We start from the raw sequence: 13,894 nt of genomic DNA on the forward strand, positions 1-13,894 counted from the left end.
CGGCTGTTTTTACTTTTAGATTTCCTTCATCAATCCCTTGTTGCCTTTCGTCAAAATGTTTTCATAATCGATATACGCATAAATGTCATCCGCAATGTCCGGACTGAATGTTGCAAGCTCTTGTATGGTCAAATCTTCAATTGCTTTTTTCTCTTTTTCACAATGAATAATGATCTTTCCAACAATCTCATGTGCATTACGGAATGCGGTTCCTTTACTAACTAAGTAGTCCGCAACTTCAGTGGCATTCAGGAAGCCGGCTTTAATGGCCGCTTTCATATTATCGGCATTCACTGTTAGTGTGTCGATCATTTTCGACATAATTTCCATGCAATCGAGCACGGTGTCAAGTGCGTCAAAGAACTGCTCTTTGTCTTCTTGCATGTCTTTATTATACGTTAATGGAAGACCTTTCAATGTTGTCAATAAAGCGAAGAGCGAACCGTATACTCTGCCAGTCTTCCCTCTGATTAACTCTGCAGCATCTGGGTTTTTCTTTTGCGGCATAATACTACTGCCTGTCGAATAGGCATCCGCCATTGTGATGAATTTGAATTCCTGGCTGCTCCAAAGAATGAGTTCTTCACTTAAACGGCTTAAATGCATCATGATAATGGAGAAATTCGACATAAGCTCAAGCATATAATCCCGGTCACTTACACCATCTAAAAAGTTGTCTACGGGTTTAGCAAAACGAAGAAGTTCTGTCGTCACATTCCGGTCAATAGTATGCGTCGTCCCCGCTAGCGCACCACAGCCCAATGGATTTTCATCCAACAACTCAAGTGCATTGCCAACACGTTTTTGATCACGCATAAACATTTGTACATAGGCGCCTAAATGATGACCAAATGTAACCACTTGTGCGCGCTGCAAATGCGTGTAACCTGGCATGATGACATTATTTGTTTTCGCTTTCGCTAGTAATGAATCGATAAGAGCTTGGAGACTGTCCATCACTTCGACTGCTTTGTTTTTTGCATACAAACGCATATCGACAGCGACCTGGTCGTTTCGGCTTCTTGCCGTATGTAACTTTTTGCCAGTTTCTCCGACTCTTTCTGTCAAATGCATCTCGACGAATGAATGGATATCCTCGTAGTCTCCTTCGATGAGCAGATCACCAGTTTCAATATCCCGTAAAATCGATTCCAATCCTTCTACAAGTACTTCACCTTCCTCGGGTGTCAGTAAATCACTGTAGACAAGCATTGTCACATGCGCAAGGCTACCTGCAATATCCTCTTGATACAAGCGGTAGTCAACGGGCAATGATGTATTGAACTGTTCCATGATTTCATCTGCGCGGCTAGAAAAACGTCCTCCCCAAAGCTTCATGTATAATCAACCTCTCTTATGTATTTTTATTCATTTCATTGTATTATAATGATTAAACTGGTTGTTTGCAATGGAATCATTACACCATTATACGTTTCAACTGTACTGCTTTGTCAATTTGTTGCTTCAGGTTCATTGTAGTGCTATGATTAACTGTACGCTTTCAAATACGAGTAAAAAGAGTGATGACAATGCTATCTTTCATTGACAAAACTACATATACATTATCGCCCACAAACCCCTGACATACACTGTCAGGGGTTTTTCTTTCCCTAGGAAAACAAATGGAGGTTATCTTATGACTACTAAACACGCTCATTCTTTTGCTTCTGTTGTAGCGATCTGGATCAGCTTAATAAGTAATATTCTTCTTACTGTCCTTAAAATTACTGTCGGGGCCCTTTTTAACAGTCCCGTTCTCTTGGCGGACGGTTTCCATAACGCAGGAGATGTAGTTGCTTCCGCAGCCGCCTTGACATCTATGCGATTCTCCCAACGTCCTGCTGATGATGATCACCCGTATGGACATGGTAAGGCCGAAGTCATCGGATCAGGGCTTGTCGCAATTATTTTAGTCATAGCCGCTTTATATATCGGATTTGAAGCCATATCCACTTTCTTTGAAGAACCGGCTAAGGCGAGTTTCATCGCATTGTTCACTGCTATCATTTCGCTCGTTTGGAAACAGACATTATACGTTTACACGATGCGTGTCGGGAAGAAAGCAAATAGTAAAGGTTTGATTGCTACTGCGTATGATCATTTGGCGGATGTGTATGCATCACTCGCTGCTGTAATCGGAATCGGGTTGGCGTTGGTTGGAGATGCCTATGACATCCCCCTTCTTGCGTACGGAGATCCGTTTGCCGGTGTCATCGTATCCATTCTCGTCCTTCGTCTCGCGATAACAATCGGTAAAGAGGCTATGGATATACTAATGGAGAAGACTGTTTCAGAAGAGCGGCTTGGAGAGTTCGAGTTATTAATCTTAACAGTGCCTGAAGTGAAGCGCATTGACCGTCTGCGCGCACGTGAACATGGACATTATGTACTTGTTGACTTGCGTATTGCAATACCTGCCACGCTGACTGTGCAAGATGGTCATGACATATCCAGCAAAATACGAAATCTAATTATTACTGAACACGCAGATGTGGATGAGGTTCTCATCCATCTAAACCCTTGGTATCCAGGGGAATAACAATACTGTATCCCGCAATTTAAGGTATACTGTACATTGTAAAGGAGTGTCTTTAATGTTAAAAGATAAAATCATGCAGATTATTGAGAATGAAAACAATATCGAACTGTTTCCAATTGAAAAGCTATACGCAGAAAAACTTGGATTGATTGATGAGAATTCTTCAATTGGAGAGAAAAAATGGATGTTTCCCGTTATTGAGAGGTGCCTAAAAGAGACTGAGGAAGTCATTAAGGAAGAAGATGCATCTTTCATGGATACGCCTATCACGTATTTTACGAATCAGATTGAAGAATTTGTCTTTTTGGATTCCCCTGCCCTCGAAACTGTTCGCGTCGATGGCATGGCGTTTGAAACAGATGATGTATTCCATACGTTCACTGTTTTATTCGGATTGAAGATCCAGAAGAAATGGGGTCCTTTCCTCAAAGACTATTTGAAAGAGCATGTCGGTCTACAGACATCAAGTGCCATGTTTTCAGATCAGGACGGACTTTGGGATGTTAACGTACCGCTTGATGCATTAGATGGTTTTCAACGTGACATGCCCCTCGCAGAAGCAGTCGATCTAGCTTACCGTTTCATCTTCACGATGCTAGAAACACTTGAGGTATCCAATTGAAACACGCATTTGAAACCAAAAAGAGTGAATTCATCTACACGTATGTACGACAAGTAGATGAACATGATCTTTGCCGTTTAGAAATGCGGGCTTTTTTCGGTTTCGATCGTCCTGCCAATATTCTTAAAAGCACGATTGACATTGATCCGAGCAGAAGTCCGTTCATGAAAGAGCGGCTCGAAATTTTATTTTCTAGCACCGATTGGAATGATTTTCTTCAAGAGGCAGAGCGTTTTGTCAGCCACCAGACATTTAAAGTGACTTGTATGAATTCCATCGCACTCGACAAGACAGAGAAAATCCCTCATCCAGAAAGAAGAGTGTTGGAGCGGTCGATTGGGGAGCTAATTCAAGGGGAAGCCGATTTGAATAATCCGGCCGTTGACTATGGTTTTGTTTTGCACGAAAATAGATGGTATTTTGGCATTGTGCGTGAGAGCGAACCTTTTTGGCGATATCATTTGAAAAAACCGCATATGTATTCCACTGCTTTAAGTACACGAGTTGCCCGTGCAGTCGCCAATATCGCGGTACCTCATCCAGCGGGAGTCCGCGCGATCGATCCATGTTGCGGAATCGGTACTGTCCTCGTTGAAGCTCGTTCCATGGGTATCGATATGGTTGGCAGAGACATTAACCCCCTTGTAGTACTCGGATCCAGGAAGAATCTTGCTCATTTCGGTTTGGAAGGTGAAGTCGACATCGGTCCAATTGCGGAAGTGGAAGATACATATGACGTAGCCATTATCGATATGCCGTATAATCTGTTCACTCATATTACTGCAGAAGGTCAACAGGATATCTTAACCGCAGCTAGACGTATTACATCCAAACTCGTTGTCGTGACGATTGAACCGATGGACCATATGATCAAGGAAGCTGGTTTTGAAATCATCGATCGCTGCGTTGCGAAAAAATCGAACTTCAAAAGACAGATTGTTGTTTGTGTATAAAGGAAAAGAGTGGTTCGGATTCCGTTTAGTTCACTCGTTATTAAATTAGTTATGAGGAAGAGTCCTAATTCGCACGTGGATTAGGGCTCTTCTTTATATTTCATCTATGTTAATAAAATAAAGTGAAACCGTTGATTTGCGTTCCCGCCGGACGATTTCCTGGGGGCCGTGCGGTGAGCCTCCTCGGTCCGCTACGCTACCCTGCGGGGTCTCACCTGTCACGCTAATCCCCAAGGAGTCGCCGGCCTCTACTCCAATCAACTTAGAGTGTAGTACCAAGCAATCGTGACCGTTTGTAGAAGTTCAAATTCAATTTAGATATTAAGAAGTCATTTCTACATTACGTTTATTTGATTTTATAGTGAAAAAAGCAGCAACAAAAAACAATACGGCTCCACCTATCCAACCGATTGATGGTGAGAAAGTAACAATATTTTTCAACATCATACCAGTCGCAATTAGAAATGCTCCTAAAAACCCACTTATCATTGCATAACCACGATATTTATTCATAATTAATCCCTCCTTTAAAAATTCACTACTTCGAGAGTTAGTTCTAAAGAAAATGGCCCTTTTACGTGATCTGGACGCAATCGTCTATACTGCAATAGCGTCCGATAACGGGATAGCGGTTCTAAGCCGTTGATCTGCGCTGCAGCCGGACGCTTTCCGCGGACACGGTCTCAGCCGCTTCCCTCGCTATGCTCAGTCTAGGGTCTTCGGCTCGTGCTGTTCCCGCAGGAGTCGCCGGCTTCCGCTCCGATCAACTAAGTATCCTGAAAGAACTGTTGTTTAGCTCTCGCGCCCGATTACGGAAGAATCTAACTGTATATCATACAAATAATGTGCTTTATTTCATAATCTCTTTAAAAAGAAATGTTCAGAAAAACCATCTTCTTTATTCTCGTAAAATCCAACTTCCTCATATCCCAGTGAGCGATAGAAATCTCGCCCTTGCCAATTAAATGTATCTAATCTAATCATATTAGCTCCAAATAATTCCGCTCGCTCTTCAATCTCTTTAATTAATATTGTACCAATTTTATTATTTCTATAATCTTCATCAACAAATACAGTAGAAACATACAAAATCTTAAATGCAGTCATACATGCATCTGCTCCAGCAATTAATTTATCTTCGTTCATCACACCAATTTTTATACTACCTGGAATTTCATAAGTAATATGATTTTTGTCATACTGTTCAAGTCTATTTTCAATATCTTCAAGCTGTAAATCATTAAGTTCAATAACCTTGAAATTCATAAATTCACCTTCCAAAAGAAATTATTATCTACTTCACTTTATCCTACACACCTACAACTACACTAAAGTTCTTCTCCTTAATCGGGCCCGATTGTTGAACGAGTGAAAATTTATAATCCAGAATCGCTTCCAATTGCTTTATAACCGTTCAAGTTGTTCTAATAAAAATATTAAGTCCTCTGGATAGGTGTGTCTAATAGCTTTTATTTCTGATATAGATTTCCAATCGGCTTCGGCTATAATTCTATCTGGATTATTTATTCCGGAACTTTCTCCAATCTTTTCAACTTTAAAATAATAAGTTTTTACTTGTATTCCTTTAATAGTCGTTTCTTTAAGTTTTAACTGTTCAATGACCTTCACATCATATCCTGTTTCCTCTTTAACTTCCCTAACACAACATTCCTCTGGACTTTCGCCTTTTTCAATACCACCAGAAGGTACTGCCCATCCCTCCGAATCGAAGCCCTTAATCATTAAAATCTCTTTGTGTTCATTGATACAAATCCCCGCTGAACCTGACCAACTATCCAAACTAATACCCCCATTTTGTACAACTCTCATTAAGCTTAATAGCCCGAATACTGTACTACGAATTAAATATATTAAGAATCTACTCTTTGATTATTAGGGCTCTTAAACATATATCTAATTCCTCTACCTGCAAGTGGTTCATCTTCATATCTTGGTAACACGTGAAAATGCGAGTGGAATATATGCTGCCCTCCAACTTCACCACAATTCCAACCAAGGTTATATCCCTGCGGTTGGTATTTTTCGTCTAAGTATCTTTTCACATCTTGAAGAAGTGTGTATGTAGCATTCCATTCCTCAGGTGTTAAATCAAAGGCTGTCTCCCTATGTTTTCTTGGTACAATTATTCCTGCACCTTCAAGTTGAATACCCTCTTGTTTAGCTTGATCTAACTGTAAAAACATACAAAACTCATTGCTCATAATTACGTTTTGAGTAGGTTCTAACTCTGGATAGCAAAACAAACACTCTTTCATTCCTTATCTCCCCGTACTACTATTTGTAACACTCTCTTATTTCGCAATCTGGCCGGTTTGTAGAATAAGCCGACCTCTTATCATCTCTTTTAGCACGATACCCGATTGTTCTCTTCAATGATTTCAATTATCTTTAAATTTTCCACAAATAAATTATTCCAACTTCCAATTCACAAGCTAATTAGCAAGGGCACATAAATTTATGTTATGTTGTTAATCCGTTTACCGATCGGAACGCTAATTTCTATCGATAATCGCCATAAATATTTATATACAAACAAAAGTGTGAATCTCTTTATGTCACTCGTAAAAACTTATAACTATACTAATCTAAATTCATTCTTAACGGAAACTCAAACATGTGTATCTTCAGTCTAATTGTGGTAAACTAAGTATATACTAAAAAAGACCAGGTGCGCTAACACCTGGTCAATGCAGCTGACATCCGCATGAAGTGCGGTTGGCCAGTAATAAAAACATAAGGTGTTACAAAGAGTAACCACTCAGCTTCCTAGCAGTAGCGGAGGGTGGTTACTTTTTTCTGTTGATGAATAGAGCAATTATCGCTACAACCATTGTTGCCGTTGCTACGAGGAACATTCCAAATTGGAATAACATGTTCATTGCATCGTATGTCACCATATAAACACCCCCTTCCTCAAGGGAGTGCCAAACCGCCCATCCGCTAATGTAGCTGCATACTTAATTCTACCATTATTATAGATTAATAACATCGAATTCAAACAAATCAACTTCAGCTCTAAATAGTATTAGTGCCAGTCATTTATGCAATTATTATTTTCAAAAGGCAGATTGTAGTTTGTGTATAAAGGAAAAGAGTGCCCCGCATAAATGGGGACACTCTCTTTTTTATTCTGAAATTTTAACAGTGTAATCAGCGAGCAAACGCGCGCCGTAGCCTGTTGCTGACTTCGCATAATAGCCGGAGTTGCTTGACTTGCTCATCATGCCTGCCATATCGACATGCAGCCATTTGCTGTTTTCTGGAACGAATCTCTTAAGGAATAGACCAGCTGTAATGGAGCCAGCAAAGCCCATTGAGCTAATATTGTTCATATCTGCGTAATCGCTTGCCAATGATTTATCGTATGCTTCTACTAACGGCATCGGCCAAACGAAATCACCGTTTTCATCGCCGACTTTTTTCATCACTTGAGAAAGCTCTTCGTCACCGAATACGCCACCAAGTTCAGTTCCTAATGCTGCAACAACAGCACCAGTAAGTGTTGCGATATCCACGATGTATTCAGCGTTCAATTCTCCTGCGCGGATCAGTCCGTCAGCAAGGATCAGACGCCCTTCTGCATCCGTGTTGCCTACTTGTACTGTTTTGCCGTTCTTATACGTGATGACTTCACCAGGGAAGACAGACGTATTATCCGGTGTATTTTCGACCATCGGAATAAGTGCAACGACGTTTACTTTTGCATTTGTTTTCGCAAGTAATTGCATCGCTCCTGCAACAGCAGCCGATCCACCCATATCCATGCGCATATCGCTCAAGTCTTTACCGCTTTTCAAGCTAATCCCGCCTGTATCGAATGTAACCCCTTTACCGACCAGTGCAACTAGCGGCTTGGAAGCGTCTCCTTGGTAGACTAGCTCTACGAATGAAGGCTTATATTTACTGCCTCGGCAAACTGTAAGTACACCGTGCATCTCCATTTTTTCAAGATCTTCTTTATTGTGTACAGTCACTTGAATTCCAGTGCCTTCATATTGTTTTTTCAATACTTCAGGATATGTTTCAGGATTCAGAACGTCCGATACTTCATTCATCAAATCACGTGAAAAAGCAGTTGCAGCCGCGCGAATTTTACCAAGTTCAACAGCGTTTTCTGCACTTGCATCTTCTACAGCTAATGCAGTTTGGAATGGTTTTTCTTCTGATTTGTATGTCAGGAACTGATAAGAACCGAGGTCCCATCCTTCAGCAAATGCAGTGAAGACTGCCTTCTCATCTAAGTCTTTAAACAGCTTTCCAAGAGTGCCTTCTACAACAGTTGCCTTGTCCACTTTTTGGCTGGCTAAGTCGCGGGCGATATTGCCTGCTGTTGAACGCACTTTTTCAAGTGTTGCTTCTTTCACTGATTTAATAACGACATACTGTGTATCTTCAAGTACGACTGAACAATGCCCCGCTTTTTGATTTTCTACAAAACTTTTCAATGTTGCGTTTCCATCAATTAATTCGTTGCATACACAGATGATTTTCACTTCAGTCATTTTATTTCCCCCTAAATATCTATTTCGACTATAGAAATAGTTTACCACAAGTTTGATTGATTGAAAGAATTATCTCTTTTCGCTGATAACGAGGAAAAAGGTCGCAACAGGTCCAAGCAATAAGGACAATAAAAACCAATTGAGCCCACTTCTATTCTTGCCTTGCGCGATGCCAGCATTGATTAATGACAGCGTTCCCCATCCGACGACATAACCAGTATCCATACTCTACACCTCCAAAGACAGTACATATTAATACGAATGAACGTTTTTAAAGTTTCATTTTCACTAAAATGGAATTATTCGGCAATGAAGCGCATCAAATCAAACTGAAATCTTCAAACGGAAAGATAACAGTACGGTAAAACAAGAAAAGCGATTGAGGGAATCATTTGACTCCCCCATCGCTTTTAGCTGTTCACCGAATTTAATCCGTCATTTTTATGGACATTCGTATAATTCCCTTCCCCGACACGCTTTTTGATTTGTTCTTCACTTAGTGGAGGTGGAATCTGATCGACTAGCGTCACTTCATCGTCTTCATGCACTTCAACGTTTTCTAGTGCCGCATTCCGTGCATCTGTTTTACGTCCGTACTCTTCAGATTCCTCGATTGACATAGCTTCTTTTTTTTCAAACATATCGTCACGCTCCTATTCACGTATTTTTAGTACTATTCCCCTTTCAGAATGAAAAGAAAACCTGTGAATATGATATAGTGAGACACAATCCGATTTTTTATTCGAAAGTGAAAAGGGGTCTTCTTATGTTGAACATATTCGTCGATGCAGATGGTTGTCCTGTTGTAAATGAAACGATTAAAATCGCCACACAGTTCAAGCTGCCTTGCACGCTAATCTGTGACACAGCTCACGAAATGCATCGTGAAGGAGCAGATACGATTATTGTCTCTAAAGGAGCGGATGCCGTGGATTTCGTGTTAGTAAACAAGGTACAAAAAGACGACATTGTCGTGACTCAAGATTATGGTCTCGCTGCAATGGTACTCGCGAAACAAGGACACCCAATCGACCAAAATGGCCGTCGCTACACAAACGACAATATCGACCAACTATTATATGCCAGACATAATGCTCAGAAAATCCGCATGGCAGGCGGGCGACTCAAGGGACCGAAGAAACGTTCCAAAGAAAGTAATGATCTCTTCATAACCAAGCTACGTGAACTATGCAACTCCCTTCTATCCAGTACGGATTGAAACCTTCCGTTTGCGTGGAGGGTTTCATATTCAACTTAAACCATTCATATAATAAAACATGTTTTGAGGTATAGATTTTATTCATACCTACACAGATAATGATTTACATTAAAGAAGGACATGTTTTTTCTCTCCTATATCAACCCTACTAATCCTCATCTTAGAAACTATTTCAACGTTTATGTTTAACTACTAACTAACTCGGCTAAAGATTGTTAAATTCATCGGAGGTTATCCAATGCCAAAAATCCTTTCCGTCAGTAATGTGCTTCCACCCTATGAAGTAAAACAGAAAGAAGCTGTTGAACTTACACGCTCTCTTTTTAGTGAGAAATACAAAGATATCGAACGTTTGTTGAAAGTCTTTCAGAATGGGGATATCGAAAAGCGAGATGTCTGCATGCCGCTTGAATGGTATGGAAAGAAACATGACTTTGAAGAACGCAACGAATTGTATATTCAACACGCAGTTACTTTAGGAGTAGATGCAGTGCAAAGATGTCTTTCCGAGACTTCGTTTCTGGAAACTGAAGTAGATTACAACCAGATCGACGCGATTATTTTCGTCTCAAGTACAGGCATTTCAACACCGAGCATCGAAGCACGCATTATGAACAAACTTCCTTTTCACGATGATGTGAAACGGATTCCCTTATGGGGACTTGGGTGTGCGGGTGGTGCAGCTGGTATAAGTCGGGCTTATGAGTATTGCATGGCGTTTCCAAAAGAAAACGTGCTTGTCCTATCGATTGAATTATGTAGTTTAACATTTCAGAAAGACGATTATTCTAAAAGCAACCTTGTCGGGGTCTCCTTATTCTCAGATGGTGCGGCTTGTGCATTAGTTGCGGGGGAACAATCGGAAATCGCAGTGAATGTGCCTGTTCCCTCTATCGTTGGAACAACTTCGAAACTGATGCCTGATTCAGAAGATGTGATGGGCTGGGATGTTAAAAACAGCGGTTTGTATGTTGTGTTTTCCAAAAGTATTCCTGCCATTATTACGGACTGGCTAGGGCCGTTTGTGCACGAGTTCCTCTCTTCATACGGACTGAACAAAGATGACATCAGTCATTTTGTGGCGCATCCTGGTGGAAAGAAGGTTTTGACCGCTTATGAGAAAGCATTAGGATTTGAGTCATCCATGACGGATATTTCGCGAGATGTTCTGCGTAACCACGGCAATATGTCATCTCCAACAGTCCTATATGTACTTAAACGATTCATGGAATCTAAACCGTCCGCAGGCGAATACGGAATCATGGCTGCACTCGGACCGGGTTTCTGCGGTGAATTGCTGCTGTTGAAATGGGATTGAGGTGACTAGTTTATGATCGTGGCCATCGTTCTAACTATCGTCATCATTCAGCGGCTCGTTGAGTTATTCATCGCAAAGCGAAATGAAAAATGGATGAAAAGTCAAGGCGCTTTCGAAGCGGGTGCTTCCCATTATCCTTATATGGTCGCTATGCATGTATGCTTTTTCATAGCACTTATTGTTGAAGTAATTGGTTTCAACCGTCAACTTTCCCCGGTTTGGCCATTGTTCTTAACGCTCTTTTTATTGGCTCAAGTGCTTCGGGTCTGGTGTCTATCTTCACTCGGGAAGTATTGGAATACAAAGATTATCGTGTTACCGAATGCAGAAGTCGTACGAAAAGGTCCATACAAATGGATCCGGCATCCTAACTATGTAATCGTTGCGACAGAGTTGATCGTGTTGCCGTTACTGTTCAGCGCCTATTTTACTGCGATACTGTTTACACTCTTGAATATTTGGATGATGTCTGTGCGGATTCCAGCTGAAGAGCAGGCGTTGAAGAAAGTGACGAATTATAAAGAGGAATTTTCGATAGATTGACGTAAAAAGCCGCGACTTCATTCTTATGAATGAAATCACGGCTTTTTAAGTAGAATTGAAGAGCTGAGTAGCTGTATCACAATGTAGGTGCCTCGTATCGAAACGTAGATGCTTCGTATCGAAATGTAGACGTTGTATCGAAACGTAGACGCTTCGTATCGAAACGTAGACGCGCTGTATCGAAACGTAAACGCGCCGTATCGAAACGTAGACGCTTCGTATCGAAATGTAGACGCCGTATCGAAACGTAAACGCGCTGTATCGAAACGTAAACGCTTCGTATCGAAATGTAGACGCCGTATCGAAACGTAGATGCTTCGTATCGAAACGTAGACGCTTTGTATCGAAACGTAGGCGCCGTATCGAAACGTAAACGCCTCGTATCGAAACGTAAACACGCTGTATCGAAACGTAAACGCCTCGTATCAAAACGTAGAAGCTCCGTATCGAAACGTAAACGCCTCGTATCGAAACGTAGATTTACTTCACATGCGTCAATGTCTTACCCATAAAACCGAAAATTACCGTAAGGATTGGTGATAGCAGACAGAAGAACGCAAACGGGAGATAATCCAACACGTCTACATTAAGTACGCCAGCTATAAAAATCCCGCACACGCTCCATGGTACAAGTGGATTGACGACTGTACCCGCATCTTCCATAACTCGACTCAAGTTTTTATTCGCTAGCCCCACCTTCTCATATTGACCGCGGAAAGCTTGTCCTGTTAGTAAAATCGACAAGTACTGTTCCCCAATCATTATGTTGATGCTAATTGCTGTTAAGGCCGATGCGACTATAACCGACGACGCTTTCTTCAGAGCGGATTCAATTCGCGCTAACAAACATTGGACAATGCCAAGTGTAAACAGCAAGCCACCCATACTCAGTGCAAGTAACACAAGACCTACTGTGAACATCATGCTATTCATGCCACCTCTGGACAGCAATTCATCGACTTGTTCTACTCCTGTTACTGATTTAAACCCAAAGAACAGAACGCTCATTACTTCAGACAAGGCATACGTATGATGGAAGTATGACAGCAACACTGCCACTGCTGAACTAATTGCCAAAGTGATCATTGCCGGAACTCTTTTAATAGACATTAAAAAAAGTAGGGCGAGTGGAATGACCGTATACCAATGAATCATCCCGGTATCCATTAGCGTTTGCCGGAAGAAAGAAATTGTATCAAACTCTACTGTAGAAACGGATGGTGATAATAGACCGAACAGCACAAACGAGATGATAAATGCAGGAATGGTCGTCCAACTCATATTGCGGATATGCACAAACAAATCGACACCGACAATTGAAGATGCCAAGTTCGTTGTATCCGATAAAGGCGACATTTTATCCCCGAAGAATGCTCCTGAGACGATTGCGCCTGCTGCTATCGGCAATGACAATTCAAGCACATGTGCCATACCGATAAACGCGACACCAATCGTAGCAACCGTCGTCAATGAACTCCCGATTGATATCCCGACAATCGCGGTTACGACAAAGACAATTGCAAAGAAAAATGTCGGTGTGACAAGATGGAACCCAGCATAGATTAGTGTCGGAATCGTTCCGCTCATCATCCAGCTGCTGATTAGAATACCAATGAAAAAGAACAGGAAAACCGCGCTCATTCCTGCGCTTGCCCCTTCTACTAGACCCGATTCCAGACGTTTATAAGGGATTTTCTTCAGGAAGCCATATCCGAATAACAAGAGAATTGAAAACAGAATAGGAATGTGCGGCACCGACTCGAAAAATATGATGCTGGTGCTAATGATTATGATGATTCCAACCGTTAAAAGGACAGCTTCCCAAAAGGCGGGCTTATGGATAGATTTAATCTGAAACATGTTGTATTCCTCCTATATTCTATTGTAAACAGAAAAAACCCCTTCCATCCCTGTAAAAGGGACGAAGGAGTTCTCCGCGATACCACCCTAGTTGAAGACCGCAACTACCGCCTTCCACTTCGTTCATATAGGAGCTCAATCGTCGGTGTACTTCATCCATGCCGCTGCCTGAATTTGCATTGTCCATTCAGTCTCTTCTTGCTGCCCACGACAGGATTACTATGCCGACTCTCCACATTACTATAGAATTTACTCATTTACTGTCATTGTTGCTTGTGTTGTATCTTAACATGTTTGATGAAGATGTCAATACTGTT

At 41.3% G+C, this 13,894-nt stretch carries 16 protein-coding genes; 6 read left to right on the forward strand and 10 right to left on the reverse strand.

The genetic code is table 11. The features are described from left to right. Positions 1-15: 15 nt before the first annotated feature. Positions 16-1,338 (reverse strand): argininosuccinate lyase, encoded by a 1,323-nt coding sequence (argH, locus tag QWT69_RS10375; RefSeq protein ID WP_317965443.1) that lies wholly within the window; start codon positions 1,336-1,338, stop codon positions 16-18. Positions 1,339-1,636: 298 nt separating this feature from the next. Here argH and QWT69_RS10380 point away from each other — a divergent pair, with 298 nt between their 5' ends. The 3 genes from QWT69_RS10380 to QWT69_RS10390 are packed head-to-tail and all read left to right on the forward strand — an operon-like array spanning position 1,637 to position 4,114. Further along, complete coding sequence (locus tag QWT69_RS10380; protein ID WP_317965444.1) at positions 1,637-2,539, forward strand: cation diffusion facilitator family transporter; 903 nt, start codon at positions 1,637-1,639, stop codon at positions 2,537-2,539. A gap of 55 nt (positions 2,540-2,594) precedes the next feature. Further along, entirely contained in the window at positions 2,595-3,161 is a 567-nt protein-coding gene (locus tag QWT69_RS10385) for a hypothetical protein (protein WP_317965445.1), read from the forward strand. Then, on the forward strand, positions 3,158-4,114 hold the full coding sequence (locus QWT69_RS10390; protein WP_317965446.1) for a TRM11 family SAM-dependent methyltransferase: 957 nt from the start codon (positions 3,158-3,160) through the stop codon (positions 4,112-4,114). The genes QWT69_RS10385 and QWT69_RS10390 overlap by 4 nt, the downstream gene beginning before the upstream one ends. 321 nt (positions 4,115-4,435) lie before the next feature. On the opposite strand, the gene QWT69_RS10395 is transcribed toward QWT69_RS10390, so the two are convergent. The 8 genes from QWT69_RS10395 to QWT69_RS10430 form a co-directional block, all read right to left on the reverse strand. Next, complete coding sequence (locus QWT69_RS10395) at positions 4,436-4,627, reverse strand: hypothetical protein (protein WP_317965447.1); 192 nt, start codon at positions 4,625-4,627, stop codon at positions 4,436-4,438. 342 nt (positions 4,628-4,969) lie between these two features. After that, a complete protein-coding gene (locus QWT69_RS10400) occupies positions 4,970-5,380 on the reverse strand; it encodes a GNAT family N-acetyltransferase (RefSeq protein WP_317965449.1) in 411 nt (136 codons plus the stop codon). Positions 5,381-5,518: 138 nt separating this feature from the next. Then, positions 5,519-5,914, reverse strand: coding sequence for an NUDIX hydrolase (locus tag QWT69_RS10405; RefSeq protein WP_317965451.1), 396 nt, complete (start codon positions 5,912-5,914; stop codon positions 5,519-5,521). Between the two features lie 71 nt (positions 5,915-5,985). Then, entirely contained in the window at positions 5,986-6,390 is a 405-nt protein-coding gene (locus tag QWT69_RS10410) for an HIT family protein (protein ID WP_317965453.1), read from the reverse strand. Between the two features lie 531 nt (positions 6,391-6,921). Further along, positions 6,922-7,032 carry a putative holin-like toxin gene (locus tag QWT69_RS10415; protein ID WP_317965455.1) on the reverse strand — a complete coding sequence of 37 codons (111 nt, stop codon included), beginning with the start codon at positions 7,030-7,032 and terminating at the stop codon, positions 6,922-6,924. A gap of 228 nt (positions 7,033-7,260) precedes the next feature. Further along, a complete protein-coding gene (locus QWT69_RS10420; protein WP_317965457.1) occupies positions 7,261-8,637 on the reverse strand; it encodes a leucyl aminopeptidase family protein in 1,377 nt (458 codons plus the stop codon). Between the two features lie 69 nt (positions 8,638-8,706). Further along, on the reverse strand, positions 8,707-8,862 hold the full coding sequence (locus QWT69_RS10425; protein ID WP_317965459.1) for a hypothetical protein: 156 nt from the start codon (positions 8,860-8,862) through the stop codon (positions 8,707-8,709). 185 nt (positions 8,863-9,047) lie between these two features. Next, positions 9,048-9,278 carry a hypothetical protein gene (locus QWT69_RS10430; protein ID WP_317965461.1) on the reverse strand — a complete coding sequence of 77 codons (231 nt, stop codon included), beginning with the start codon at positions 9,276-9,278 and terminating at the stop codon, positions 9,048-9,050. Between the two features lie 125 nt (positions 9,279-9,403). Here QWT69_RS10430 and QWT69_RS10435 point away from each other — a divergent pair, with 125 nt between their 5' ends. The 3 genes from QWT69_RS10435 to QWT69_RS10445 all read left to right on the forward strand — a co-directional run bounded on the left by QWT69_RS10435 (position 9,404) and on the right by QWT69_RS10445 (position 11,717). After that, the gene (locus QWT69_RS10435; protein ID WP_317965463.1) at positions 9,404-9,856 is read left to right on the forward strand and encodes a YaiI/YqxD family protein; all 453 of its coding nucleotides are present in this window, start codon (positions 9,404-9,406) and stop codon (positions 9,854-9,856) included. A gap of 238 nt (positions 9,857-10,094) precedes the next feature. Next, complete coding sequence (locus QWT69_RS10440) at positions 10,095-11,174, forward strand: type III polyketide synthase (protein WP_317965465.1); 1,080 nt, start codon at positions 10,095-10,097, stop codon at positions 11,172-11,174. A 12-nt stretch (positions 11,175-11,186) separates the two neighbouring features. Then, complete coding sequence (locus tag QWT69_RS10445; RefSeq protein ID WP_317965467.1) at positions 11,187-11,717, forward strand: isoprenylcysteine carboxyl methyltransferase family protein; 531 nt, start codon at positions 11,187-11,189, stop codon at positions 11,715-11,717. Positions 11,718-12,197: 480 nt separating this feature from the next. On the opposite strand, the gene nhaC is transcribed toward QWT69_RS10445, so the two are convergent. Then, positions 12,198-13,577 (reverse strand): Na+/H+ antiporter NhaC, encoded by a 1,380-nt coding sequence (nhaC, locus tag QWT69_RS10450; RefSeq protein ID WP_317965469.1) that lies wholly within the window; start codon positions 13,575-13,577, stop codon positions 12,198-12,200. Positions 13,578-13,894: the final 317 nt, after the last annotated feature.

The sequence above is a fragment of the Sporosarcina oncorhynchi genome (assembly GCF_033304615.1).
Taxonomy (GTDB): domain Bacteria; phylum Bacillota; class Bacilli; order Bacillales_A; family Planococcaceae; genus Sporosarcina; species Sporosarcina oncorhynchi.